Genomic DNA, 26,603 nt, shown 5'->3' on the forward strand with positions numbered 1-26,603 from the left:
AGCACATGCGTCAGGTCATCATCATCGGTTCCGGTCCCGCCGGATTCACCGCCGCCATCTATGCGGCGCGCGCGAACCTCAAGCCGCTGCTCATCGCGAGCACGGTCGAGGTCGGCGGAGAGCTGATGAACACCACCGAGGTCGAGAACTACCCCGGCTTCCCCGAGGGGATCCAGGGCCCCGAGCTCATGGCGAAGTTCCAGGAGCAGGCTGAGAAGTTCGGCACCGAGGTCGTCTACGACGACGTCACCGAGCTCGACCTCGCCGGCCCCGTCAAGAAGGTCACCCTCGGCAGCGGGACGGTGCACGAGGCCCAGTCGCTGATCTACGCGACCGGCTCCGCCTATCGCAAGCTCGGCATCGAGGGCGAAGAGCGCCTGTCGGGCTACGGCGTCTCGTGGTGCGCCACCTGCGACGGCTTCTTCTTCCGCGAGAAGACGATCGCCGTCGTCGGCGGCGGCGACTCGGCGATGGAAGAGGCCACGTTCCTCACCCGCTTCGCCGAGAAGGTCTACGTCATCCACCGCAAGGACACCCTGCGCGCCTCGAAGATCATGCAGGAGCGGGCCTTCGCGAACGAGAAGATCGAGTTCGTCTGGAACAGCGAGGTCGCCGAGATCCTCGGTGGCGATTCCGTCACGGGCGTGCAGCTGCGCAACACGGTCGACGGCACGCTGAGCGACCTCGCGCTCGACGGCCTGTTCATCGCGATCGGCAACGACCCGCGCACGCACCTCGTGCACGACAAGCTCGAGCTGACCGCCGAGGGCACCATCTGGGTCGACGGCCGTTCGTCCGTCACCTCGGTCCCCGGTGTGTTCGCCGCCGGCGACGTGATCGACCCCACCTACCGTCAGGCCATCACGGCCGCTGGCTCGGGCACGGTCGCCGCTCTCGACGCCGAGCACTTCCTGGCGGACCTCGAAGACGCCTCGGTCGAGTTCCCGGCCGCCGAAGCCGCTGAGATCATCACCGCCTGAGCGGACGGGAACACTTTCACCTCGCCCGCTGTTGTAGCAGGCGAACCTCGAATCAAGGAGAACTCTGATGAGTGCAAAGGCTACGAGCCAGGCGACCTGGGAGCAGGACGTTCTGCAGGCCGAAGGTCCCGTCCTCGTGGACTTCTGGGCCGAGTGGTGCGGACCGTGTCGTATGGTCGCCCCCGTTCTGGACCAGATCCAGGCGGACAACCCCGACAAGATCACTATCCTCAAGCTGAACGTGGACGAGAACCCGCAGCTGGCGATGAAGTACCAGATCACCTCGATCCCCGCGATGAAGGTGTTCCAGGGCGGTGAGGTCAAGACGACCATCATCGGCGCCAAGCCGAAGCCGGCCCTCGAGCAGGACCTCGCGGCTTTCATCGGCTGATCCTGCAGTCTTCAGGGCCGTCACCCCTCCGGGTGGCGGCCCTTTCTCGTACCCAGCCGCTTCCGTCCCCATTCCTGAGACGAGAGCCGACTACTTGTCGGAGATCCGCACCGGAGGAAGTCCTCGAGACGCTCGAGCGCGGTCGACGAGCTCCTGGATGATGGGGGACTTCGCGGCGTTGTAGGTCGTCCTCCCCCTCGCCTGGGCCGCGACGGCGTCGCACTTCGCATGCGAGTAGCGATCGGCATCCTCCGGATGCTCCAGAAGCCAGTCCCGCAGGATGCGCTGGTGCACCGCATCCCACTCCTCCTCGACGAAGAAGTGCGCGATCGCGATCCGCACGCCATCAGATTCACGGATCATGACCGGGTGCGTGCGCACAGCGCTGCCCAGGCGCCATCCTGCGGCTTCCAGAGCGGCCCTGCGCGCGTCGAAGTCGCTGCGATCGACGATGCGGACGGCCAGGTCGATGATCGGCTTCGCGCGCATGCCGGGGACTGCCGTCGATCCGATGTGCTCGATCAGCCAATCCGCGTCCGCGACCGCGTGAATCTCAGCGGCGAACGCCTCGAACTGCTTCGGCCACTCCGGGTCGTAGGAGACGAGCATCCGCGGCACGGTGGGAGCCTAGGAGGCGTCGGCCACGGACGGGTCCCAGCGTCGGTGCCGCTGCTTCTCGTCGAGAAGGCCCCAGACCGCCGGCGTGAGCTCGGGGTACTCCAGCGCGATCTGACGCAGCACCCGGTAGTGCCGAGCCGCGTTCGGTCGCACACCGTCGTTCGCGGTGATGTTGTCGGCTCGCAGCAGGTAGACGACGAGCTCATCGACGCTCGGCAGCTCCTCCATGAACTCCCATGGGTCTTCCCCGCCGAGGAGCCTCTCCTGGATCAGCACGGCGAGTTCGTCCGACGCTTCTGCTCTCAGCACTTCGAGGCTGGCGCGGCGCGGAACTGACTCGGTCATGCTTCCAGCCTACGTCGCCCTGCGGGTGCCCCGGCGCTCCACCTTCAGCTCGTCCGTCATCTCCTCGAGCTCGCGACCCTTGGTCTCGGGCACCTTGAAGTACACGAAGAAGAACGACAGCAGCGCGAAGAACGCGTAGAAGCCGTAGGCGAATGTGAGGCCGATCTCGGCGAACACAGGGAAGGTGGTCGAGATGAAGAAGTTCGCTGCCCACTGGGCTGCTGCCGCGACCGCGAGTGCGCCGGCGCGGATCGAGTTCGGGAAGATCTCTCCCAGAAGAACCCAGACGAGCGGACCCCAGGTGGCACCGAAGAAGACCACGAAGCCGTTCGCGCAGATGAGGGCGACGGTCGCCCACGGGTCAGGCAGGGTCGCTGTGCCCTCGGCGTTCAGCTCACCGAACGAGAAGGCGAGCGCCATCAGGCCCAGCGTCACCGTCATACCCACAGAGCCGACGAGAAGCATGATGCGTCGGCCGACCTTGTCGACCAGCAGGATCGCGATGATGGTCACCACGATGTTCGTCACCGACGTGATGACGGAGGTCAGCAGGGCACTCGACTCATCGAAGCCGACGGACTGCCACAGTGTCGTCGAGTAGTAGAAGATGACGTTGATGCCGACGAACTGCTGGAACACGGAGAGCAGGATGCCGACCCACACGATCGGCTTGAGCCCCAGACGACTGCCCCGCAGGTCGCTCAGCGACTCCTTGCGCTCGGTGTCGATGGTGCTGGTGATCTCCTGGATCTTCGCGTCGACGTCAACGGCCCCCGTGACCGTCTCGAGCACCTGGGACGCGCCTTTCAGATCGCCCTTGCGCACGAGATATCGCGGCGATTCGGGCAGACGGAACGACATGATCCCGTAGACGAGTGCGGGCACCGCCGCGATGATGAACATCCATCTCCAGGCGGTGAGTCCCCACAGAGGCTGGTCTGCGGCACCCGCGAGGCCCGCCAGCCACGCGTCGGAGAGCAGAGCGGCGAAGATTCCGGTGACGATGGCGAGCTGCTGCAGAGAGCCCAGTCGACCTCGCACCCGGGCAGGCGAGACCTCGGCGATGTATGCGGGAGCGATGACGGATGCCGCACCGACACCGAGACCGCCCACCACTCGCCAGATGATGAGGTCGACGACACTGAACGCGAGTCCCGAGCCGATGGCGGAGACGAAGAACATCGCCGCCGCGAAGACCATCACGGGGATTCGCCCGCGTTTGTTCGCAATCGGTCCTGCGAACCACGCACCGACGGCACACCCGATCAGGGCCGACGACACCGCGAAGCCCTTGAGCCCGACCCCGAGGTCGAAGCCCGAGACGTTCCCCGCGAGAGCATCGACGGCGCCGTTGATCACGGCGGTATCGAATCCGAAGAGGAAGCCACCGAGTGCTGCGGCGATACTCACCGCGATGACGCGGCGTTGGAACTTCACTGGACTCGCTGCTCCGGACATGACTCCCCCTCATCGACGAGATGTCGAGAGTCTACGACCGCTCAGGGGTCGAGCGGCGGAATCACGCCGGACCGTACCCCGATTCGCCCAATTCACCGAGGATGCGGTTCAGATCCTGAATCGATGCGAAATCAATGATGACCTGGCCTTTTCGAGCGCCCAGCGACACCTTGACGCGAGTGTTGAGCCGATCGCCGAGGTTGCCGGCCACCTCGTCGAGGTATGCCCGTCGAGCGCCCGGAGTCGGCTTCGCCGTCCGGCCGGGTGCTGCCGGCTCCGTCTTCGCAGCGACCTCGGTCGCGCGCACCGACAGGTCCTCGTTCACGACCTTGTCGGCGAGACGCTGCATGGCCTCGGGTGAGTCCAGGCTGAGGATCGCGCGAGCGTGTCCAGCCGTCAGCACCCCCGCCGCCACACGCTGCTGCACGGGAACGGGGAGCTTGAGCAGACGGATCGTATTGCTGATCTGAGGGCGCGACCGACCGATCCGCGTGGCGAGCTCTTCCTGGGTGATCCCGAAGTCCTCGAGCAGCTGCTGGTATGCCGAGGCCTCTTCGAGCGGATTCAGCTCGGAGCGGTGCAGGTTCTCGAGCAGAGCATCGCGCAGGAGATCTTCGTCGGCAGTCTCGCGGACGATCGCCGGGATCTTCTCGAGGCCCGCCTCCCGCGCGGCGCGGGTGCGCCGCTCCCCCATGATCAGCTCATACTCGCCGTCGCTGTTCTTGCGAACGACCACCGGCTGCAGAACGCCGAACTCACGCACGCTGTGCACGAGCTCTGCGAGGTCCTCGGGATTGAAGTGCGTGCGCGGCTGACGCGGGTTCGGCACGATCTTCTGCGGATCGACCTCGACGAGGTGGATGCCGGGAACGACCTCGAGATCGCCTTCTGCTGCGGGCTGGTCACTGGTCTGCTCCGTCGCCGGACGCAGGTTGGCTCCGGGGAAGAACACATCCACGGGACGCTCGGACTGATCAGCCGTCGGGATGAGGGCTCCGATGCCCCGACCCAGTCCAGTGCGCTTCGCCATCATTTCTCCTTGCTCTGCGTCGCCGTCCGCGACGCGATCTCGACAGCGGCCTCGCGATACGCGACGGCGCCGGCGGATTGCCCATCGTAGGCGATCACGGTCTGACCGAAACTCGGTGCCTCCGACACCCGCACGGAACGCGGGATGACGGTGTCGAGCACCTGTTCGGGGAAGTGTGTGCGGACCTCGTCCGCCACCTGCTGCGCGAGTCGCGTGCGTCCGTCGAACATCGTCAGCAGGATCGTGGAGAGGTGCAGTCCGGGATTCAGGTGCTTCTGGATCATCTGGATGCTGCCGAGCAGTTGACTCAGACCCTCGAGCGCGTAGTACTCGCACTGGATGGGGATGAAGACCTCGTTCGCCGCGGTGAAGGCGTTGATCGTGAGCAGCCCGAGCGACGGAGGGCAGTCGATGATGACGAAGTCCATACGGTTGTCGACGAGATACTCCTCGAGCGCCCGTCGCAGTCGATGCTCCCGTGCGACCTGCGCGACGAGTTCGATCTCTGCGCCGGCGAGATGGATGGTGCTCGGTGCGCAGAAGAGGTTCTCGTCCTCGGGACTCTGCTGCACGATGTCAGCGAGCGGGGTGTCTTCGATCAGGACGTCATAGACGCTCGGAGTCTCGGCGTTGTGCGGCACTCCGAGCGCGGTCGAGGCGTTGCCCTGAGGGTCCAGATCGATCACAAGGACCCGTGCGCCAAGACCCGCGAGTGCAGAGGCGACATTGACGGCGCTCGTGGTCTTACCTACGCCGCCCTTCTGGTTGGAGACCGTCAGGATGCGGGTGTCGCCGGCGAAGTCGATGGACACGGTCTCGAGTGCTCTGCGTCGTGCGGAGAGATCGGCGAGTTCCCGCGCGAGGGGCGTATCCATCCCGAAAGAGTCCTTCGGTGATGCCTTTTCGGGCTGTTTCACGTGAAACATCCACTCCTTTCGGGGCCGTGTTCCACTCTAATCGCTGCGGCAGACGTTGCCTTCTCAAATCCTTACTGAGTCGTGCAGGCCGGTGATAACTCGTCCGGACGTGCCGTTGCGGAGAGAATGGCACTTTTGCCTTCTGGCCTGGGTGTTCATTGTGCCGTCGAACGTCCTGACGCACCGGAGATAGGGCTACACGCATGGAGGGACGACGTCCACGCACTGCACCATCTGTCGCGCCGGCGACCAGTTCGTGTCGGTGGTTGCACGGGCGTGAGGAGAGCAGGTGTCTCTGTCCTCGGCCCACACGGATGTCGCGCCCTCTGTGAAAGAGGCTGCCCGCTAGCGGCTTACGGGACTCAACGAGCCTCCGTCGCTGACGCCCCTCGTTTCGGGGAGACCGACCGGTCACAAAGGACTCGTCAGCATCCTTCACACCACTATCGCGTGGAACCGGATCCTCCCCTGTGCGCCGAGGTCCGTGGTGACGGTCGACAGCCGCATAGTTTCACGTGAAACATCTGACGCATATCGGCCTCGATCAAGATCGTAGGAGCTGCTCGATCCGGTCGACGACGGCGGTCAGCGGTTGAGTTGCGTCGATCTCGGACGTGCATGTCGCCCGCAGTAGCGGCTCCACGGTTTCGAGGTTCGTGCGAATCTCGTCTTGCTGCACCGTCGTCGAGCCGTAGGGATTCGAAGATCGCCGACGAACACGATCGAGCATCACCGAAATCGGCGCTGACAGGAGGACCACGTGGTCGAAGCGGTCGTAGAAGGCACCCTGATTCGACACCGTGCCAGACACGATGACTTCGGTGCTCTCCCCGAGTAGCGCACCCATCAAGACCTCGTCCCACAGTCCCGACTCGGTTGTCCATGGTCCATAATCGGTGTCGACGACGGAGTATCCCCGCTCCCCCAGTACCTGCAGCGCGCTGGACTTGCCGACGCCAGACATCCCAGTGATGAGCATGCGCACCATGCATTCACCATATCGATGTTTCACGTGGAACATCGCCGACGTGAGTGACAGGAGCGTTCTACCCGGACCGCGTGCAGGCGGACGAAATTGCCTCCGCGTCCAGAGCTGCTCCGGCTAGCCGAGCGGTAGCAGGCACCCACTCTTGCTTCGGGTTCTACGCTGGCTCCAGCCGGCGCATGACTGTGAGCCGCGACGGGTTTCACTCCGCTGCGTGAGCGCCTGCCCTCATCGCATCGGGGTGGTGTCACCAGTGAACCTCACCCCCGAGGTCACCCACGCGCGAATCACCTAGTCGTCACAGACGCATCGCGCACGCCACGCACGGCTTCAGACAGCCCAGCCACGTCGATTGACAAAGGGTAGCGCCGTGATCGCGTGAGACCGACCATTCGGGGCGGAGCCCCACCCATCTCATCGCGACCTCAGCGGCGTTTCACGTGAAACATCTCCTCAGACGGACCCGACAGAATTACGTCGTGCGCGTGCTGCACACTCGTCAAGGACTGGGACGACGCGCGTCGACGGCCCCCGCTCTTCGCTGCAAGCATCGCTCTAGAGTCAGCTCGCCCACCTTGGGTCCGATGAGGATCTAGTGAGTGGCGTCGACCCACGAAGGAAACCGCAGGCGCGAAACAACACTCACGGTGTTTCACGTGAAACGTTCGTCTACAGAGTCCCGTCTGCTCTTCCCTTGCGTCATACTGACGGCAAGTCAGCACGAGCCACGCGTGCCGCCTGGGCACAGCTGCCGAGCTCGTATGGTGCAAGGATCCGCCGCTGAACTGGGATTTATCCGGGATACCTGCGCGAGACCGCCGCACCCAACGTCGGGATGCACCTCACCGACATCGGCGGCAGGGGCGCCAGCGACGACTGCGGCGTGCCATTGCGCTGCACTCTCCGGCCCGCTGCTGCTCGGGCTCGACACCGAGCCTCGCGCCAGTTCAGGGGCTTCTGTCGTTCATACTGGTGACGGCCGCTCCCCGGCCAAAGAATCCCCGCACAATCAATACCCCCGATGCCTTGTCACATCAGTGCGCTAGCGACTGGACTGCGGGCGGGCCTTCGCGAATCTACTCACTGGGATCGTCAGACGATCACTAGTCTTTTGGGCCGTCCATCCGTCTGTTTCCGGCAGGCAGTAACGTTGCGCCACTAGCGTGCCTTCGATCGCCACGTCGCGGCTGACCCCCGAGGCCCTCCCCTGTTCCTGCCTTCGCGCGGTCGCAATCATCCAAAGCCATCACCACCCGCCGCTCAATGTTTCACGTGAAACACTTGTGCCTGCCGCATAACGCGACGCGGTCAGTCCGAGGATAGGTGTCCATTCGTGCCGTCGTAGGCTGGTCGTTCACTCCCGCACGCCGCAACAATCCCGGTGAGGCTGAGCAGGGTGTTGCCAGGTCACCCTGTCGCCCGAATGTTGTCAGCGGCAGCGGGTCAGAACAGCCGCCTGACCGGTTCCGCCGCGATGCCCCGAATGAAAGTTCCAGTTATGTTCGGCCGCCCCACCATGCCTGGAGCAGACGGTCCCGCTCCTCGGCGCCATGATCTGGTTGTCAGCTCGCAACGCTCCCCCGGCGGATGGTGTGGACCGGGATGACACCCGTAGCCACGCCAAGGGCACCGCGATCCGTTCCGTGGCAGCGACACAACGATTGTTTCACGTGAAACATACGACTCCCGGTGGACCCGCGCCCCGGTCCACGAGCTCTGAGCGCCACACGTGCGCTCCACCACGCGCGGACCCCACTCAGTAGTCAGAACGCCCAACAGACGGCACACGGCACACGGCACACGGCACACGTCCGAGTAGCGCAGGTCAGATCACGAGAGCGCAGATCAGAACAGGAGAGATCACTGCAGACCGCACGGTGTAGTGCGGTCTAGGGCAGTTCAGTGAGGTGAAGTCCGCTGCTGTGAAGTGACGTGGGTCGAAAAGCAAAGATCCAGACCCGGCGCTAAGAAGAAGGGATGCTCGCAGCACTGCTCCCCAGCGCAGCGACGAGCATCGCAGCGCACAGCAGCCGTCCGCAGTGCCTCGAAGTGCGGCTGAGTGGCACAGATCAGACCAGCGAGCGCAACGCCCTCGTGACCCGGACCACCGCAAGTTGTCGGCGGAATCCCTTCACCCCACCTCGGCCCGCCTCGACTTGCCCCCGCATGGCAGTCGTCCATCCATGTTTCACGTGAAACATGGTTAGGACCCCCGCTCCTTCCCCGAGGGGCGAACACTCTCGCTTACGAGCACACGGGGACAGACCCATTCCGGATTCCGACACCGGACACGTCTGCGGTGAAGCCTGATCTGTCGTGCCACACGCCCACGTTCCGTTACCACCGACCGTGATCCCGGGACAGTCTTTGACGGCGAGGGCAGAGTGCCGGCGGCTATCCGGCACTGCTGACCGTATCCAGCAGCGCTTGAGTGCCTCGTCACGTCGCAACGGAGCTCCCACACAGGTGCACGACCAGGGTCGGAAGAAAACCCTTCTCATCAGCCATAAACTCGAATCGTGGCACGATCGTCGAGGGACTCTACCGGCCTCGCGCGGTGACCAGGTCTGGCTCAACCGGACGAGCCCCGACAGTAGATCTCATATGCTGCAGCGGCAGATCACAACAGTGCCTGGCCCATGACCACCGTGCGTGGCCAAGTCACCCACCACCTGCGCTCTAGCGCGCGGGTACATCTCGAACGCGGAATGTAGGTCCATCTCCCGACGAAGGTCAGCTTCCTAAGCCGCGGCATCGACCCGTCAGCGGACGACTGCCCTCACCACGCGGGTCGTCTCGGGCAGTACGTTCTCGCCGAGAGTCTCGACGCGGACGTCCGACAGGCGGAACTTCTTGATCTGCTTCTGCGCTGCTTCGATCTCGTTGGCGGCATTCATTCCCTTGAGAAGGGTGAGTTCGCCTCCATCGCGCACGAGCGGCGCGGTGAGCGGGATCAGCGTCTTCAGAGCACTCACCGCACGAGCTGTCACGACGTCGAAGCTCGCAGGAGTCACCTCCTCGGCACGCGCGCGCAGAACTTCGACATTCGTGAGCTTCAGCTCGGCGACCTGATCGTTCAGCCAGATCACCCGGCGCTCCATCGGCTCGACGAGCGTCCAGTGCACATCGGGTCGCGCGATCGCGAGGACGATACCGGGCAGCCCCGCACCCGAACCGATGTCCGCGACCGAACCGTGGAACAACGGGGCGGCGATGACACTGTTCAAGATGTGCCGGGACCACAAACGCGGGAGCTCGAGAGGACCGATGAGTCCTCGCTCCTCGCCATGCTGCGCGAGAGCCGCCGTGAACTGCCGGGCCAACTCGATCCGATCGCCGAAAAGATCGACCGCCACCGACGGTTCGATCTCCAGGTCACTCACGACAGCATCCCGCTGGCCTGACGTCGCATGTGAAACGTCAACGACGACGCAGAACAGTGTGGCGGTCGGCACCCTCGCCGTAGGACTCGGACACGAGACCCTGATCAGCCGCGATGTCGTGCACCAGCTTGCGCTCATAGCTGGACATGGCGGGCAGCGACGCCTGGGTCGCTCCATCGTCGAGCTTGGCGGCGGCGGCGTTCACGAGCGTCTCGAGCTGACGGCGGCGCGCATCGCGCGATCCGCCCACATCGAGGATCAATCGCGAGAACGAACCCGTCTTGCTCTGGACCGCAAGACGCGTGAGCTCCTGAAGCGCCTGCACCGTGTCGGGTGCAGACAGGAGCGCCAGTCCGTCTCCCTCAGCCTCGACCGAGACATATGCGCGACCCTGGCGCACGTCGAGGTTGAGGTCCCCATCGATGTCGGCGATGTCGAGCAGCTCTTCGAGGTAGTCAGCGGCGACGTCGCCCTCGTTCTCGAGTTCTGCGACCGTGGGCTCCACGGTCTCGGTCACGTTGTCGGTCGTCACGAACCGCTCCCCTTCTTCTTCGAACGCTTCTTGCCCACCGGCTGCTGACGCTTGGGGGCCTGCGCCTTCGCGCGCTCCGCCTCTTCGAGCAGACGCTGCTGCTCTGCTTCGTATGCCGCCATCGGGACGACCTTGCCCGAGGCGTCGATCGCCTTGCCCTTGCGAGCAAGACGCTCTTCACGAGCCTTCGCCGCCTCAGATCCGGGAGTCGGCATCTCACGGATGACGAGGAACTGCTGTCCCATGGTCCAGAGGTTCGAGATGAACCAGTAGACGACCACGCCGAGCGGGAAGAAGATGCCCGAGAAGATGAAGCCGAGAGGCAGCACGTAGAGCATGATCTTCTGCATCTGGTACGCCTGGCCGGTCTTGGCTTCGGGCGACAGGTTCTTCGAAATGATCTGCAGCTGCGTGAAGAACTGCGACGCGATCATGAGCACGACGAGCGTGACCAGGATGATGATCGCTGTGGTGTTCCCCGCGTCGACCGCGTTCCCCAGCGTCTCGTGCAGCGATGCGACACCGAAGAGCTCGGCGTTGTAGAACTGCTCGGTGAGCTCGGCGTTCAGCAGACCGACGCCGCCGACACCCAGGTTGTGGTGCTTCGAGACGTCGCTCAGAACGCTGAACAGCGAGAAGAAGATGGGCATCTGCACAAGAAGCGGAAGACAGCTCGACATCGGCGTCGTGCCGTGCTTCTTGTAGAGCGCCATGGTCTCGCGGCTCATGGCCTCGCGAGAGAGCTGATCCTTCTTACCCCGGTACTTCTCCTGAACTTTTCGCAGCTCAGGAGCAATTTCCATCATCTTTCGCTGGCTCTTGATCTGCTTCACGAAGAGCGGGATCAGGGCAGCACGGACCACGATCACGAGACCGACGATCGACAGCACCCAGGTCAGACCGGATGCGGCAGGAAGACCGACGGCCGTGAACAGCCAGTGCCAGGCGACGAGCACGAGCTCGACGACCCACTTGAGGGGCCAGAGGATGGTTCCGATCAGATCGAAGCCGCCGGAGGCAGGCTCCGGCGAGGGTGTTGCGCTGGCGAGCAGAAGGTCAAGACCCACCGATCAATCCTTTCGGGCAGGGACGACGAAACCGTGAGCGGTCAGGTCATAACGGAAGTGTTCGTGCGGACGGACGTCATCGACGCCGCCGTGGCTCCAGGGATTGCAACGAACGATGCGCCACGCCGAGAGCGCCGCTCCCCGCACTGCGCCGTGCTGTTGCACCGCACCTACAGCGTAAGCGGAACAAGATGGGTAATAGGCGCAGACATCTCCATACATCGGGGAGATCACCTTGCGGTACCCGGCGAGGAACCCCAGGACGAGATTCCGGGGGATCAGCGGGATGCTGCGGATCGCGTCACCGGCATGAAGCTGAGCGGAGCCGATCGAGGATGCCGGAAGAGCGGTCATGGCCGCTGTCCGAGACGATCCAGACACCGGTTCACGTCCGCACTCAGCTCGGCGTAGGTCGCGGTCGCGGATGCAGGAAGGGCACGGATGACGACATCCGTGCCCTCGGGGACCCGCGTCAGCGCGTCCGCACACACGGCTTTGAGTCGCCGGCGCACGGTGTTGCGCACCACAGCGGTGCCCACCTGCTTGCTGATGATGAATCCGAACCTCGCGGCTCTGCTCTCGCCCGTCGTCAGCATCGAGGTGACGACCTTGGCTCCGCCACAACGGGATCCGCGTCGAACGACCAGTCGATAGTCGCTCCCGCGGGTCACACGATACGGGCGGGCGAGCACAGCGATCTACGCGGAGAGCTCGGTGCGGCCCTTCGCGCGACGAGCCGAAAGGATCGCGCGGCCGGCGCGGGTACGCATACGAAGACGGAAGCCGTGCTTCTTGGCGCGACGACGGTTGTTGGGCTGGAAGGTGCGCTTGCTCATGGAATCACTCCGGGAATGCTGCCACCGGGATCATTTTGACCGGAGACATAGGGATCTGCCGTTCAGGCATAAGTCAACCGATTAAGGGTACGTCTTGACGGCGCGCAGAGCAAATCTGCGCGCTTCGACCGCCAGCTCAGGCACGATCCGCACAGCTATTATCCACAACCCTGCGGCGTGCACGTATGAGCAACACGCGCGCGGATTCCCGTAGGCAGGTTGCCGTTCCCAGCCGTGGTGACTACCGTGGCATCCGAAGTTATCCACAGGCGGGCCGCGTCATCCAGACGGCCCGTCGTCCCCTCAGCACGGAGCGTCATGTCATCACCTGCCCAGCCCGACGTTCCGATCTGGACCACGGTGCAGGAGCTCCTCGAGGCGGACGACCGAGTCACTCCTCAGCTCCAGGGATTCCTCAGCCTCGCGGTTCCGGCCGGCGTGATGGCGGCCACCCTCTATCTCGAGGTCCCGAACGATCTCACCGCCGCGCAGATCAACAAGAGGCTGCGGCTTCCGATCATGGAGGCCCTCTCCCACATCGGCGATGAGGTGACGTCGTACCGCGTGGTCGTGAATCATGAGCTCGCCGAGCAGCCGACGGCGCCCATCGCGGTCGCCGATTACGGCCGCCAGGAGCAGATCCGCGTCGAATCCCCGATGGAGCAGCCGACGCAGCTGCGCCACGAGTCCCGCCTGAACCCGAAGTACACCTTCGACAACTTCGTCATCGGGCAGTCCAACCGGTTCGCCCATGCCGCTGCCGTCGCCGTCGCCGAAGCGCCGGCCAAGGCGTACAACCCGCTCTTCATCTACGGCGACTCGGGCCTCGGCAAGACGCACCTGCTGCACGCGATCGGCGACTACGCCCAATCCCTCTATGCAGGGGTCAAGGTCCGGTACGTCTCCAGCGAGGAGTTCACGAACGACTTCATCAACTCGATCGCGAACAACCGAGGTGCAGCCTTCCAGGCCCGCTACCGCGATGTGGACATCCTCCTGATCGACGACATCCAGTTCCTACAGGGTCGCGCGGAGACCCAGGAGGCGTTCTTCCACACCTTCAACACGCTGCACGACCACAACAAACAGGTCGTCATCACGAGCGACGTCGCGCCGAAGCATCTCACCGGCTTCGAGGATCGCATGCGCAGTCGGTTCGAATGGGGCCTGATCACCGACGTGCAGGCGCCCGACCTCGAGACGCGTATCGCGATCCTCCGCAAGAAGGCGCAGAGCGAGGCGCTTCATATTCCCGACGAGGTACTCGAGTACATCGCCACCGTGGTGTCGTCGAACATCCGTGAACTCGAGGGTGCGCTGATCCGCGTCTCCGCATTCGCCAGCCTGAACCGTTCGGCCCTCGACATCTCGCTCGCCCAGACGGTGCTCCGCGACATCATCGACACGGCAGAGGACAACATCATCTCGCCGACCGACATCATCACTGCGACCGCGCAGTACTTCAAGCTGACGGTCGACGACCTGTACGGCTCCAGCAGATCTCAGCAGATCGCCACATCGCGCCAGATCGCGATGTACCTGTGCCGCGAGCGGACGAGTCTGTCCCTGCCGAAGATCGGCCAGCTGTTCGGCAACCGCGATCACACCACCGTCATGTACGCCTACAAGAAGATCAGCGAGCTCATGAAGGAGCGCCGTTCGATCTACAACCAGGTGACCGAGATCACCACGCAGCTCGGTCGACGCTGAGTCCGCGCCGCCTCGAAAAAGGGGGTCGTAGCTTCCGATAGGAGGCTGCGACCCCCTTTGCGTGCGTGTGAGCGGCATACGACGGAGCAGATCGATGCCAGTTTGCACATGTGGATAACTTGTGGATGACTCGCCTGCAGGTCGGGACGAATGTGTGTGAAACCGTCGAACCTGTGGATAACTGTGGGAGACGGTTCGACCCGACGGATGCCGTCCACCCGCGGATTCCTCAGGGATTCCACAACTGACAACCGTGTAGTTCCCTACTCGCGTCTGCTTTCCACCGAGTTATCCACAGTATCCACAGGTGTTAACACCGTTAAGGAGTTAATTCAATTCAGGGGCGATCCGATCACCAGAGGGTGGGGAAAGTCCGACAGGCCCGAGCTTTGATCCGGTCGTAGGGATACTCCCGAGTTGGGGGCTAGCATGGGAAGCCCTGCACTGGCAGGACCGATGACGACACGTCTCAGAACGACGACAAGGGAGCACCCGTGAGGTTTCAGGTCAACCGCGATGTCTTCAGCGAGGCCGTGTCGTTCGTGGTCAAGCTGCTTCCGCAGCGCAACCCGCAGCCGATCCTCGCCGGCGTCCTGATCGAGGCAGACGGCTCCGGTCTCACGCTCTCGGCGTTCGACTACGAGGCATCCGCGCGCACGACAATCGAAGCCACCGTCGACACACCGGGCACGATCCTGGTGCACGGTCGACTGCTCTCAGACATCGCCAGCCGCCTTCCCAACGCGCCGATCGAGATCGCCGTCGAGGACGACGGCAGCATCACGGTCACCTGCGGCTCGGCGCGGTTCACCCTCGCAGCCATGCCGGTCGAGGAATATCCGTCGATCCCCGAAGTGTCCGGTTCCTCCGGCGTCGTGCCCGCCGACGATTTCGGCACCGCGATCAGCCAGGTGGGTTTCGCCGCCTCGCGCGACGACGTCACCCCGGTCCTGACCGGAGTGCAGCTCGAGGTCTCCGGCCAGACGCTCAGCCTCGTGGCCACCGACCGCTACCGAGTCTCCCTCCGTGACGTGCCGTGGGACGGTGAAGCGGTCGAAGCCAGCGCACTGGTGCCCGCACGCACTCTTCTCGAGGTCGGAAAGACCTTCGGTCATGCAGGCACCATCCAGATCGCGTTCTCGGGAGCGGGCGACCGCGAGATCATCGCGTTCACGGCCGGCAACAAGACGGTCACTTCGCTGCTGATCAAGGGAAACTTCCCTCCGGTCCGCCGTCTCTTCCCGGAGCAGACCGAGCACTATGCGGTCGTGAACACCGCAGACCTCGTCGAGGCCGTGCGCCGTGTGTCGCTCGTGCTCGACCGAGCAGCTCCGCTGCGCTTCACGTTCACGTCCGACAGCGTGACGATGGATGCGTCGGGCAGTGAGCATGCGCGTGCATCCGAGTCCGTCGACGCGATCCTCTCGGGTGGCGACGACGTCACGCTCGGCCTCAACCCGCAGTACCTCATCGAGGCGCTCGGCGCGGTCAAGAGCGAGTTCGTCCGCGTCACCTTCACGTCGAGCGACAACGCGAACAAGCTCAGCCCCGTGCTGATCACGAGCCAGACCTCGGTCGACCAGGCCGGTCTGGATTCTTTCAAGTACCTGCTGCAGCCGAACCTGCTGCTTCGCTGATCCTGCGACGGGCGCGCTCCGCGCGGCGACGGCAGTGTCAGAGCCCGAAGGTAGGCTGACAGCGTGATTGTGGAACACCTGAGCCTGGTCGACTTCCGCAATTACGCGACCGCGGATCTCGCTCTGCACAAGGGTCCCAACGTCCTCGTCGGGCGCAACGGCCAGGGCAAGACCAACCTTGCAGAGGCTGTCGTCTTCCTCGCCACTCTCGGTTCGCACCGGGTCTCGTCGGATGCCCCGATGGTGCGCGAGGGTCAGGATTTCGCGATCATCCGCGCTCGCCTCTCTCACGGCGAACGCAAGGTGCTCATCGAGGTCCAGCTCAACAAGCAGGGTTCGAACAAGGCGCGGATCAACGGCTCCCCCTCGAAGACCAATGAGCTGCCTCGCTACGCCCATGTGGTGCTCTTCGCTCCCGAGGATCTGCAGATCGTCCGCGGCGACCCCTCGTCTCGGCGTCGTTTCGTCGACCAGCTGCTGATCCAGCGCACGCCCCGCATGTCTTCGGTCCTCGCCGACTACGACCGGGTGCTCAAGCAGCGCAATGCGCTTCTGAAGTCGGCCAGGGCGCGCGGCATCAAGGGCGAGGCCCTGAGCACCCTCGATGTGTGGGACGACAAGCTGGTCTCCCTCGGTGCCGAGATCATCACCGCGCGACAGCGTCTCGCCGCAGATCTCCAGCAGCCGGTGGCCGAGGCGTACGCGGCGATCGCGGGCGAGGATCATCGCCCGCAGCTCGAGTGGGCTCTGTCGGTGCGCGGAGCGGATCCCGAAGAGGGTGTCGACGCGCCGGCCGAGACCTCCGGAGACATCGCCGAGATGTTCCACGCCGCACTTCTCGCGAAACGGTCGAACGAGCTCGACCGCGGTCTCACTCTCACCGGCCCTCATCGCGACGACCTCGTGCTGCGCGTTCGTGGCCTTCCGGTGAAGGGGTATGCGTCCCACGGGGAATCCTGGTCGGTGGCCCTCGCGCTGCGCCTCGCTTCCGCCGAGCTGCTGCGCAGCGAGTCTCCTGCCGGCGATCCCGTCCTCATTCTCGACGATGTGTTCGCCGAACTCGACGCCGATCGCCGTCAGCGGCTGGCCGCTCTCACCGCGGGCTATGAGCAGGTGGTCGTGACGGCAGCCGTGGAGGAGGATATCCCCGAAGTGCTCCATGCCCACGTGGTGCGGATCTCGGCGGGAACGATCAGTGATGAGAGGGAGGTGGCAGATGAGTGAGATCGCACCCGATCCGGCATCCGAGACTCCCGAGACCGTCGCGACCTATCTGCGCCTGCGCGGACTCGCGCCGAGTTCGAAGACGTGGAAGCGCAAGCGACGCATCGTCACCGATGACGACAACGCGCCGTTCACGCCCGGCCGCGACCCCGGACCGCTCGGAGCTGTTCTCGACAAGCTGACGCGGGACTCCGGCTGGCAGAAGACTCTCGCCCGTGAGGACCTGGTCAGGCAGTGGTCCGATCTCGCCGGCACGGACACCGCCAAGCACTCCGAACCCGTCTCCCTCGAGCGCGGTGTGCTCACGGTGAAGTGCGACTCGACCGCCTGGGCGAAGAACCTGCAGTACATGCGGGGAACGATCCTGACGGAGATCGGCCGACGGTATCCGGACGCCGGTGTCGAGAACCTCCGCTTCATCGGACCGGACGTACCCTCCTGGAAATGGGGTCCCAGAGTCGTTCCAGGACGGGGCCCGCGCGATACCTACGGGTAGGACACCACGGATGGGGTCTGAAACGCTCAGAGGGCCACACGCGGCCGCTGAGCCGCATCTCGCCACGAAAAGCCGCTAGACTGGGGATTCGTGATATCGATGTGGAGAATGCCCTCTGATGACGCCTGAATCCCCCGCTGACGAGACGGAATCGACCAACGGGGGAACCCCCGCGACCGAGGGCAAGATCTCACCCAAGGTGAAGCAGCCCGGTGAGTACGGTGCCGACTCGATCCAGATCCTCGAAGGTCTCGAAGCCGTCCGCAAGCGCCCCGGTATGTACATCGGTTCCACGGGACCGCGTGGTCTGCACCACCTCGTCTACGAGATCGTCGACAATTCGGTCGATGAGGCTCTCGCCGGCTACGCCGACACCATCTTCGTGACGCTGCTCGAAGACGGCGGCGTCCGCGTGGTCGACAACGGCCGCGGCATCCCGGTCGATCCCCACTCCTCCGACCCGACGAAGTCCACGGTCGAGGTCGTTCTGACCATCCTGCACGCCGGCGGAAAGTTCGGCGGCGGCGCGTATGCGGTCTCCGGCGGTCTCCACGGCGTCGGCTCGTCGGTGGTCAACGCCCTGTCGACGCGGTTCGACGTCGAGGTCAAGCAGAAGGGCTTCGTCTGGCGGCACAGCTTCGCGAACGGCGGCGTCCCGCAGCAGCAGCTCGAGAAGGGCGAGGCGTCCGACGACACCGGAACCAGCATCACGTTCTGGCCGGACGCCGAGATCTTCACCGAGACCACGAACTTCGAGTACGACACCCTGCGCACGCGCTTCCAGCAGATGGCGTTCCTCAACAAGGGCCTCCGCATCGAGCTGTCCGACGAGCGTCCCGATTCGGCTTACCAGGTCGAGGTCGACGGACAGCCGACCCTCACTCAGCCGAACGACGTCTTCTTCTACGAGCGCGGTCTCGTCGACTACGTCGAATACCTCAACAAGGTTCGTCACGCCGAGGTCGTCAACGACGAGATCATCGCGTTCGAGTCCGAGGACACCGAGCGCAAGATCTCTCTCGAGGTCGCGATGCAGTGGACCACCTCGTACACCGAGAACGTCTTCACCTACGCGAACACGATCAACACCCACGAGGGTGGCACGCACGAAGAGGGCTTCCGTGCAGCGCTCACCACGCTCGTCAACAAGTACGCCAGGGCGAACAACCTTCTCAAGGAGAAGGACGACAACCTGTCGGGCGACGACGTGCGTGAAGGTCTGACCGCGGTCATCTCGATCAAGCTCGGCGAGCCGCAGTTCGAAGGGCAGACCAAGACGAAGCTCGGCAACACCGAGGCCAAGGCGTTCGTGCAGAAGGTCGTCGGCGATCAGCTCGGCGATTGGTTCGACCGCAACCCGATCCAGGCGAAGAACGTCATCCGCAAGGCGATCGATGCGGCCACCGCTCGTCTCGCCGCGCGCAAGGCCCGCGAGACCGCTCGTCGAAAGAGCGTCTTCGAGTCCGCCGCGATGCCCGACAAGCTCAAGGACTGCACGAGCAAGGATCCTTCGATCAGCGAGATCTTCCTCGTCGAGGGTGACTCGGCAGGTGGCTCCGCTGTGCAGGGTCGCGATCCGCACACGCAGGCGATCCTCGCTCTGCGAGGCAAGATCCTCAACGTAGAGCGCGCGCGTCTCGACAAGGCCCTGGGCAACAAAGAGGTCCAGGCGATGATTCAGGCCTTCGGCACCGGAATCGGCGAAGAGTTCGACATCGAGAAGGCGCGCTATCACAAGATCGTGCTGATGGCGGATGCCGACGTCGACGGCCAGCACATCACGACGCTGCTGCTCACGCTGCTGTTCCGCTACATGCGCGGACTGATCGAGGCCGGCTTCGTGTACCTCGCGATGCCGCCGCTCTACCGTCTCAAGTGGACGAACCAGCCCCACGAGTACGTGTTCAGCGACGCCGAGCGCGACGCGCTGCTCAAGTTCGGACTCGACAACGGCAAGAGGATTCCGAAGGATGCCGGCATCCAGCGCTACAAGGGTCTCGGCGAGATGAACGCCAAGGAGCTGTGGGAGACCACGATGGACCACAGCACCCGGACGCTCCGCCAGGTGACCATCGAGGATGCCGCAGCGGCCGACGAGATCTTCAGCGTGCTGATGGGTGAGGACGTCGAATCGCGACGCAGCTTCATCCAGCGCAACGCCAAGGATGTCCGCTTCCTCGACATCTGACGCGTCCCGCGCCTGCATTCGTTCCCATAACGACCGGAATCGACAACACACATGACTGACGAAGTACGCCCCGAGCCGGCACACGACCACGGCAAGATCGACCAGGTCGACCTGCAGTCCGAGATGCAGCGCAGCTATCTCGACTACGCGATGGCCGTGATCGTCGGCCGTGCGCTGCCCGACGTGCGCGATGGACTCAAGCCCGTCCACCGACGCGTGATCTACGGCATGTACGACGGCGGATTCCGCCCCGACAAGTCCTTCTCGAAGTGCGCTCGCGTGGTCGGCGAGGTCATGGGTCAGTACCACCCGCACGGTGACTCGGCGATCTACGACGCCCTCGTGCGTCTCGTGCAGCCCTGGTCGCTGCGCTACCCGCTGGCCCTCGGCCAGGGCAACTTCGGGTCTCCCGGCAACATGGGTGCCGCGGCGCCCCGGTACACCGAGACCAAGATGGCCCCCCTCGCGCTCGAGATGGTTCGGGACATCGAAGAGGACACGGTCGACTTCACCGACAACTACGACGGCCAGACTCAGGAGCCGACGGTTCTTCCGGCCCGCTTCCCGAACCTCCTCGTCAACGGGTCGGTGGGTATCGCGGTCGGCATGGCCACCAACATCCCTCCGCACAACCTGCGCGAGGTGTCTTCTGCCGCTCTCTGGGCGCTCGACAACCCCGGCCTCCCCCGCGAGGAGCTGCTCGAGGGTCTCATCCAGCGGATCCCCGGCCCCGACTTCCCCACCGGCGCGCAGATCCTCGGCACCAAGGGCGTGCACGAGGCGTACCGCACGGGTCGCGGCTCGATCACCATGCGCGCGGTCGTCAACGTCGAGGAGATCCAGGGCCGCACGTGCCTCGTGATCACCGAGCTGCCGTACCAGGTGAACCCCGACAACGTCGCCGTGAAGATCGGCGACCTCGCCCGTGACGGCAAGATCACCGGCATCGCCGACATCCGCGACGAGTCGTCCGACCGCACGGGTCAGCGTCTCGTGGTCGTGCTCAAGCGCGATGCGGTCGCGAAGGTCGTGCTCAACAACCTGTACAAGCACACGCAGCTGCAGGAGAACTTCGGCGCGAACATGCTCGCGATCGTCGACGGCGTGCCGCGCACGCTCGCGATCGACGGATTCGTGACCCACTGGATCACGCACCAGCTCGAAGTGATCGTCCGACGCACGCGCTTCCGTCTCGCCAAGGCAGAGGCTCGCATGCACATCCTGCGCGCCTACCTCAAGGCGCTCGACGCTCTCGACGAGGTCATCGCTCTCATCCGTCGATCGCAGACCACGCAGGATGCGAACGAGGGACTGCAGAAGCTCCTCGACATCGACGACATCCAGGCCCAGGCCATCCTCGACATGCAGCTGCGCCGACTGGCCGCCCTCGAGCGTCAGAAGATCCTCGACGAGGCCTCGGAGCTCGAGCGGCTGATCGGCGAGTACCAGGCGATCCTCGTCGACGAGTCGCTGCAGCGCGACATCATCCGCGAAGAGCTCACCGGCATCGTCGAGCGCTTCGGAGACGACCGTCGCACGCACATCCTGCACGGCTTCGACGGCGACGTCTCGATGGAAGACCTCATCGCCGAAGAGGAGATGGTCGTCACCATCACCCGCGCCGGCTACATCAAGCGCACGCGCAGCGACAACTACCGGTCGCAGCACCGCGGCGGCAAGGGCATCAAGGGCGCCCAGCTGCGGGCCGATGACATCGTCGAGCACTTCTTCGTGACGACGACGCACCACTGGCTGCTGTTCTTCACCGACAAGGGTCGCGTCTACCGTTCGAAGACCTACGAGGTTCCCGAGGCCGGCCGCGATGCGAAGGGAACGCACGTCGCGAACCTCCTCGCCCTGCAGCCCGACGAGAACATCGCGCAGGTGCTCGACATCCGCGACTACGGGGTCGCCGACTATCTCGTTCTCGCGACGCGCGACGGTCTGGTCAAGAAGACGCGTCTCGACGCGTACGACACCAACCGCCAGGGCGGCGTCATCGCGATCCGCCTGAATGACGAGGACGAGCTGGTCTCGGCTCTCATGGTGAACGCTGAGGATGACATCCTGCTCATCAGCCGCCGTGGCATGTCCGTCCGGTTCAGTGCGACCGATGATGCGCTGCGACCGATGGGACGCGCGACCGCCGGCGTGAAGGGGATGAAGTTCCGTGAGGGCGACAGCCTGCTGTCGGCATCCGTCGCCGCCCTCGGCCAGTTCGTGTTCGTGGTGACCGACGGCGGCTATGCGAAGCGCACCGCCATCGAGGAATACCGCGTCCAGGGACGTGGTGGATTCGGCATCAAGGTCGCCAAGCTCAACGACGATCGGGGCACTCTCGCGGGTGGTCTGATGGTCTCCTCCGACGACGAGGTCCTTGTGGTTCTGTCCAGCGGCAAGGTGGTACGCTCTGCCGTGGCCGAGGTGCCCGCGAAGGGCCGAGACACCATGGGAGTGGTGTTCGCACGGACGACGGAAGCCGACCGGATCCTCGCCATCGCCCGCAACGGTGAGCGGGGCCTCACCGAAGAAGACGAATCGGATGAGGCTGCGGTGGACTCCGAGTCCACGGCCCCCGAGACGAACGAGAACCCTGAGGAAGCAGACGCATGAGCACAGTAGCCGACAAGCTGGCGAAGAAGTCCACGCGCAAGACCGGTGGCAAGCAGGTGCGCCTGCGCCTCGTCTACGTGGATTTCTGGTCGGCCGTGAAGCTGTCGTTCCTGGGCGCTGTGGCGCTCGCGATCGTGACGATGGTGTCGTTCTTCCTGATCTTCCTCGTGCTGCAGGCGACCGGCATCCTCACGCAGGCGGATGAGTTCATCGGAACCATCACCGACAACTCCGTGCGGATCTCCGAGGTCGCCGGCCTGCCGCAGGTGATGGCATTCGCCGCGGTGGTCTCGATCCTCAACCTCATCGTGTTCACGGTGCTGGGTGCGGTCATCGCCGGGATCTACAACGTCGCCGTGAAGGTGACCGGCGGACTGCTGGTCGGGTTCATGTCGAACTGATCGTCAGGATTCGAGGAGGGGCGGATGCGAACAGCATCCGCCCCTCTTCTGTTCTCCGACGGAGTAGGGAAAACCCGAACCCGGGTCTCCGGTTGCCTCGGTGTCGGCCGGATCGGGGCCGCCGTACCTTTGAACCATGACGACACACACTGCCACGCCACCACCGGCGACGGCCACGAAGCCGCCGTTGCGCATCGTGCTCTCTATCCTGCATCTCGCGGGAATCGGAGTCATCGGCGGCTTCATCTTCGCGACTCTTTCCGGACTCCTCGGCACCGGCCTCGGCCTGCTCTTCGCGGCGGGCGTCGGCATCGTGCTGCTCGTCGGGCTCGTGTACGCCCTGTTCGGCGTCGGCTGGTTCGAGGTCGCGCGAGTCAGCGCTCTCTACAGGTCGCCCATCACGCCGCTCAGATGGCGCCCTCGGGATCGCCCCGGGTTCGCGGGCTGGCTCCGCTCGCTCGGCCGCCAGGCCATCGACGGCCGCATGTGGAGGGCCCTCGCGAACTTCGCGATCACCGCCGTTCTCGGCTGGATCGTGCTGCGGCTCGCCTTCGGCCTCGTCTGGTCGATCGCCATCTCGTTCGCTCCTCTCACGGGAACGGATGCCGTGATGGGTCCGTTCGGCGGGGGCGGCATCGACCCCGCGTGGGCACCGCTCATCGGGATCCTCGGAGTCGCCGCATGCCTCGCCGGAATGATCGGACTGGCGCTCCTCAACCGCGTGCTCTCACTCGCCATCGTCGTTCGCAGCCGCGAGGCCGAGCTCACCGAGCGAGTGCGCACCAGCACTGCTCAGCGTGAGGGCGCTGTACGTGCCGCGGATGTCGAACGCACACGTATCGAGCGTGACCTGCACGACGGCGTCCAACCGCGACTCGTATCGGTCGGCATGACCCTGGGGCTCGCCCAGCAGAAGATCGACAACGACCCGGATGCCGCGAAGGAGCTGATCGCCGAGGCGCACACCTCGACCAAGGCCGCGATCACCGAGCTGCGTCAGCTGGCCCGTGGCATCCATGCATCGGTCCTCGACGACCGGGGCCTGGACGCGGCGCTGTCCGCCCTCGCCGGCCGCTCGCACATCCCCGTGCATCTCGATGTGCGAATGGACGGCCGCTGCAGCCGTGAGGCCGAAGCCGCTGTCTACTTCTCGATCGCCGAGTCGCTCACCAACGCCGCGAAGCATTCGCGGGCCAGCGAGGCGCGTGTCACTGTCCGCCTCCGCGACGGAGGGGTGCTCTGGGCCCGCGTCGAGGACAACGGCATGGGCGGCGCCCAGGTGCAGCCCGGCGGAGGCCTCGACGGCATCGCGAATCGCATCCTCGCAGCCGGCGGAACCTTCCGCCTCGAGAGCCCCGTCGGCGGACCGACCAGCCTGGAGGTGAACGTGCCATGCGCATCCTGATCTGCGAGGACTCCGTCCTGCTGCGCGAGGGACTCGTGCGACTGCTCGAGGACGCCGGACACAGTGTGGTCGCGGCTCTTCCCGACACCAGCGGTCTCAGCGAGGCCGTCATCGAGACGGATCCCGAGCTGTGCATCCTCGACGTACGGCTCCCCCCGACCTTCACCGACGAGGGCATCCGCGCGGCGCTCGGACTCCGGGACACCAACCCCGCGCTTCCGCTGCTCGTGCTCTCTCAGTACGTCGAGGAGCGGTATGCGTCGGACCTCATCGCCGCACAGGGCGGGCCCCTGGGATATCTGCTCAAGGACAGGGTCGCCGACGTCTCTGAGTTCCTCGCCTCCGTGCAGCGGATCTCCGAGGGTGCCACCGTGCTCGACCCCGAGGTCGTGGCTCAGCTGCTCACCCGCCGCAACCGCGACGACCGGATGCAGCGTCTCACCGAGCGCGAACGGACCGTGCTCGCACTGATCGCCGAGGGCAAGTCGAACCAGGCCATCGCCGGTCTGCTCTTTCTCTCGGAGGCGAGCGTCGAGAAGCACATCACCGCGATCTTCCAGAAGCTCGGCTTCGAACAGGGCGAGTCGGGCAACCGACGCGTGCTGGCGGCCCTGGCACACATCGAGAACACGGGCGGCTCGACGCCGACCGGACAGACAGGACTGGGACGATGACCACGAACAACGACGACTACCAGGGCGGGCACACGCCCCTCACTCCCCCGCCGGCATCCGCGCCGCAGGGACAGGAGCCCACACCGGCACCGGCGCCCGCGCAGGCGCAGGCGGCACCGGCCGATGCCGGCCGCTCTTCGGGGACGACGGCGATCATGATCGTCACGGCGATCGTCGGAGGCATCGCGCTTCTCGGAGCGGGCGGGTCGGCGGCTGTCGCCGCCACCGGCAGCATGATGGCCTCCACTCAGGGCAGCGACGCCGTGCTGACCGAGGATGCGTCCGGCATCGACACGCTCGACCTCGACGTGGATGCCGGCAACATGCGCATCGAGTTCGGTGACGTCGATGAGGCCGAGCTGGCAGTGACGAACGCTCGCGGTCCTGCCTGGAGACTCGAACGCGAGGGCGACGAGCTGATCGTCCGCAGCCCGGAGTTCCGCTTCGGATGGTGGTTCGGCGAGTGGTTCGGCGACGACCAGTCGGCGGTGCTGACCCTGCCTGAAGAGCTGAGCGACGCGCAGCTCGATGCCGACCTCACTCTCGATGCGGGCAGTCTCGATGTGGTCGGAGACTTCGGTGCCCTCGACGTCACGGTCAACGCCGGTGCGCTCGATGTCGAAGGTGCGGCGAGCAGCCTCAGCATCGACATGAGCGCGGGTCGTGCCGATGCGATGCTCGACGGCGTCGACGCGGCCGATCTCAGTGTGTCGGCGGGCGACCTCACCGTCGAGCTGACGGGCCGGGCACCGTCTGAGACGACGATCGACGTGAGCGCGGGCTCGGTCGATCTCACGGTTCCGGATGAGTCGTACTCGATCATCCAGGACGTCAGCGCCGGATCGCTCGACGCGAAGGTCGATCAGTCATCCGGCACCCGGAACACGATCGACGTCACACTTGCGGCAGGCAGTGTGACGATCCGTCCGGGCCGCTGATTCCGATCGAGGGCGAGGGCGCGCCGGTGCCCTCGCCCTCGATTGGGTATTTCGGGAAATCTCCGGTAAAGTTTCGGAGGTTGACGGGCCCATAGCTCAGGCGGTTAGAGCGCTTCACTGATAATGAAGAGGTCCCAGGTTCAAGTCCTGGTGGGCCCACTCCTCAACTAAATGAATACCCTCACGGGGCCTTAGCTCAGTTGGTAGAGCGCCTGCTTTGCAAGCAGGATGTCAGGAGTTCGAATCTCCTAGGCTCCACACTGTGTTGAGACAGTTCGAGAAGGCCCCGCCATGTGCGGGGCCTTCTCGTTTTCGCATGTCTCCACAGGTGTTAACAACCCTGTTAACAACTGCTCGCGCGGTGCCATCTGAGTGCACAGCTGTGGATGGACCTGTTAACAACGAGGGCGATGCGGCACCCGCCTCTCACTAGACCTCCTAGATATCAACCCCCCTCCGTATTCTCAGGTCGAGGGCGTAGCGTGCTGGCATGACCGACGGGAAGACGATGATCCAGACCGAGATCGTGTTCGATGGATCGAGCTACTTACTCGCCCAGGATCAGAACATCGATGATCTGCGAGAACGTATCGAGTCAGCCACGAAGACCGCCGGCACCTTCGTCGACATGGTCGTCGTCGGCAACCGGGCAGTCAGCGTGCTCATCACCCCGACGACGCAAGTGACGATCAGTGTGGCGACTGTGGCATATGACCCCCGCGATACCGGTGACGTCGACTTCCCGTACACCGGTTTCTACGACGAGCTCTGACTC

Annotated in this window: 25 protein-coding genes and 2 tRNA genes; 15 read left to right on the forward strand and 12 right to left on the reverse strand. The window is 64.7% G+C overall.

Features of this window, described 5'->3' with window-relative positions:
- Positions 1-5: 5 nt before the first annotated feature.
- Entirely contained in the window at positions 6-980 is a 975-nt protein-coding gene (gene trxB, locus QRN21_RS07525) for a thioredoxin-disulfide reductase (protein WP_056277582.1), read from the forward strand.
- Between the two features lie 67 nt (positions 981-1,047).
- Complete coding sequence (trxA, locus tag QRN21_RS07530; protein ID WP_042541543.1) at positions 1,048-1,371, forward strand: thioredoxin; 324 nt, start codon at positions 1,048-1,050, stop codon at positions 1,369-1,371.
- A gap of 90 nt (positions 1,372-1,461) precedes the next feature.
- Here the strand turns inward: trxA and QRN21_RS07535 are convergent, their stop codons facing one another.
- The 12 genes from QRN21_RS07535 to rpmH form a co-directional block, all read right to left on the reverse strand.
- Positions 1,462-1,980 (reverse strand): GrpB family protein, encoded by a 519-nt coding sequence (locus QRN21_RS07535; RefSeq protein ID WP_285363899.1) that lies wholly within the window; start codon positions 1,978-1,980, stop codon positions 1,462-1,464.
- 18 nt (positions 1,981-1,998) lie between these two features.
- Positions 1,999-2,334 (reverse strand): hypothetical protein, encoded by a 336-nt coding sequence (locus QRN21_RS07540; RefSeq protein ID WP_053098229.1) that lies wholly within the window; start codon positions 2,332-2,334, stop codon positions 1,999-2,001.
- A 9-nt stretch (positions 2,335-2,343) separates the two neighbouring features.
- On the reverse strand, positions 2,344-3,792 hold the full coding sequence (locus QRN21_RS07545) for a sugar porter family MFS transporter (RefSeq protein WP_502883094.1): 1,449 nt from the start codon (positions 3,790-3,792) through the stop codon (positions 2,344-2,346).
- A gap of 61 nt (positions 3,793-3,853) precedes the next feature.
- Positions 3,854-4,822, reverse strand: coding sequence for a ParB/RepB/Spo0J family partition protein (locus QRN21_RS07550; RefSeq protein ID WP_082586457.1), 969 nt, complete (start codon positions 4,820-4,822; stop codon positions 3,854-3,856).
- Positions 4,822-5,697 (reverse strand): ParA family protein, encoded by an 876-nt coding sequence (locus tag QRN21_RS07555; protein WP_269464941.1) that lies wholly within the window; start codon positions 5,695-5,697, stop codon positions 4,822-4,824. The genes QRN21_RS07550 and QRN21_RS07555 overlap by 1 nt, the downstream gene beginning before the upstream one ends.
- 586 nt (positions 5,698-6,283) lie before the next feature.
- Positions 6,284-6,727 carry an ATP-binding protein gene (locus QRN21_RS07560; protein ID WP_230101142.1) on the reverse strand — a complete coding sequence of 148 codons (444 nt, stop codon included), beginning with the start codon at positions 6,725-6,727 and terminating at the stop codon, positions 6,284-6,286.
- A 2,759-nt stretch (positions 6,728-9,486) separates the two neighbouring features.
- A complete protein-coding gene (gene rsmG / locus QRN21_RS07565; protein WP_056275678.1) occupies positions 9,487-10,107 on the reverse strand; it encodes a 16S rRNA (guanine(527)-N(7))-methyltransferase RsmG in 621 nt (206 codons plus the stop codon).
- A gap of 37 nt (positions 10,108-10,144) precedes the next feature.
- The gene (locus tag QRN21_RS07570; RefSeq protein WP_056275682.1) at positions 10,145-10,639 is read right to left on the reverse strand and encodes a Jag family protein; all 495 of its coding nucleotides are present in this window, start codon (positions 10,637-10,639) and stop codon (positions 10,145-10,147) included.
- On the reverse strand, positions 10,636-11,706 hold the full coding sequence (gene yidC / locus QRN21_RS07575) for a membrane protein insertase YidC (RefSeq protein ID WP_056275685.1): 1,071 nt from the start codon (positions 11,704-11,706) through the stop codon (positions 10,636-10,638). The genes QRN21_RS07570 and yidC overlap by 4 nt, the downstream gene beginning before the upstream one ends.
- 3 nt (positions 11,707-11,709) lie before the next feature.
- Positions 11,710-12,060, reverse strand: coding sequence for a membrane protein insertion efficiency factor YidD (gene yidD, locus QRN21_RS07580; RefSeq protein ID WP_053098237.1), 351 nt, complete (start codon positions 12,058-12,060; stop codon positions 11,710-11,712).
- Positions 12,057-12,398, reverse strand: coding sequence for a ribonuclease P protein component (gene rnpA / locus QRN21_RS07585; protein WP_072592158.1), 342 nt, complete (start codon positions 12,396-12,398; stop codon positions 12,057-12,059). The genes yidD and rnpA overlap by 4 nt, the downstream gene beginning before the upstream one ends.
- Positions 12,399-12,404: 6 nt before the next feature.
- Positions 12,405-12,542 (reverse strand): 50S ribosomal protein L34, encoded by a 138-nt coding sequence (gene rpmH, locus QRN21_RS07590; RefSeq protein WP_022889115.1) that lies wholly within the window; start codon positions 12,540-12,542, stop codon positions 12,405-12,407.
- 318 nt (positions 12,543-12,860) lie between these two features.
- Here rpmH and dnaA point away from each other — a divergent pair, with 318 nt between their 5' ends.
- The 13 genes from dnaA (at position 12,861) to QRN21_RS07655 (ending at position 26,600) form a co-directional block, all read left to right on the forward strand.
- Positions 12,861-14,252 (forward strand): chromosomal replication initiator protein DnaA, encoded by a 1,392-nt coding sequence (dnaA, locus tag QRN21_RS07595; RefSeq protein ID WP_053098239.1) that lies wholly within the window; start codon positions 12,861-12,863, stop codon positions 14,250-14,252.
- A 494-nt stretch (positions 14,253-14,746) separates the two neighbouring features.
- Positions 14,747-15,889, forward strand: coding sequence for a DNA polymerase III subunit beta (gene dnaN / locus QRN21_RS07600; protein WP_053098240.1), 1,143 nt, complete (start codon positions 14,747-14,749; stop codon positions 15,887-15,889).
- 63 nt (positions 15,890-15,952) lie between these two features.
- Positions 15,953-17,113: a DNA replication/repair protein RecF gene (recF, locus tag QRN21_RS07605; RefSeq protein WP_072590396.1), complete on the forward strand. Its 1,161-nt coding sequence runs from the start codon at positions 15,953-15,955 to the stop codon at positions 17,111-17,113.
- Complete coding sequence (locus tag QRN21_RS07610; RefSeq protein WP_056275693.1) at positions 17,106-17,609, forward strand: DciA family protein; 504 nt, start codon at positions 17,106-17,108, stop codon at positions 17,607-17,609. Before recF ends, QRN21_RS07610 begins: the two co-directional genes overlap by 8 nt.
- A gap of 118 nt (positions 17,610-17,727) precedes the next feature.
- Positions 17,728-19,797, forward strand: coding sequence for a DNA topoisomerase (ATP-hydrolyzing) subunit B (gene gyrB / locus QRN21_RS07615; protein ID WP_171821963.1), 2,070 nt, complete (start codon positions 17,728-17,730; stop codon positions 19,795-19,797).
- A gap of 51 nt (positions 19,798-19,848) precedes the next feature.
- Complete coding sequence (gyrA, locus tag QRN21_RS07620) at positions 19,849-22,410, forward strand: DNA gyrase subunit A (protein WP_053098243.1); 2,562 nt, start codon at positions 19,849-19,851, stop codon at positions 22,408-22,410.
- Complete coding sequence (locus QRN21_RS07625) at positions 22,407-22,811, forward strand: DUF3566 domain-containing protein (RefSeq protein WP_053098244.1); 405 nt, start codon at positions 22,407-22,409, stop codon at positions 22,809-22,811. Before gyrA ends, QRN21_RS07625 begins: the two co-directional genes overlap by 4 nt.
- Positions 22,812-22,947: 136 nt before the next feature.
- On the forward strand, positions 22,948-24,216 hold the full coding sequence (locus tag QRN21_RS07630; protein ID WP_053098246.1) for a sensor histidine kinase: 1,269 nt from the start codon (positions 22,948-22,950) through the stop codon (positions 24,214-24,216).
- Positions 24,204-24,890 carry a LuxR C-terminal-related transcriptional regulator gene (locus QRN21_RS07635; RefSeq protein ID WP_056275698.1) on the forward strand — a complete coding sequence of 229 codons (687 nt, stop codon included), beginning with the start codon at positions 24,204-24,206 and terminating at the stop codon, positions 24,888-24,890. Before QRN21_RS07630 ends, QRN21_RS07635 begins: the two co-directional genes overlap by 13 nt.
- On the forward strand, positions 24,887-25,828 hold the full coding sequence (locus tag QRN21_RS07640; protein WP_285363562.1) for a DUF4097 family beta strand repeat-containing protein: 942 nt from the start codon (positions 24,887-24,889) through the stop codon (positions 25,826-25,828). Before QRN21_RS07635 ends, QRN21_RS07640 begins: the two co-directional genes overlap by 4 nt.
- An 85-nt stretch (positions 25,829-25,913) precedes the next feature.
- A tRNA-Ile gene (locus QRN21_RS07645) sits at positions 25,914-25,987 on the forward strand.
- A 26-nt stretch (positions 25,988-26,013) separates the two neighbouring features.
- Positions 26,014-26,086, forward strand: a tRNA-Ala gene (locus QRN21_RS07650).
- A 232-nt stretch (positions 26,087-26,318) separates the two neighbouring features.
- Positions 26,319-26,600 carry a hypothetical protein gene (locus QRN21_RS07655; RefSeq protein ID WP_056275701.1) on the forward strand — a complete coding sequence of 94 codons (282 nt, stop codon included), beginning with the start codon at positions 26,319-26,321 and terminating at the stop codon, positions 26,598-26,600.
- The last annotated feature ends 3 nt before the right edge of the window (positions 26,601-26,603 follow it).

Source organism: Microbacterium sp. LMC-P-041 (assembly GCF_030209555.1).
Taxonomy (GTDB): Bacteria; Actinomycetota; Actinomycetes; order Actinomycetales; family Microbacteriaceae; genus Microbacterium.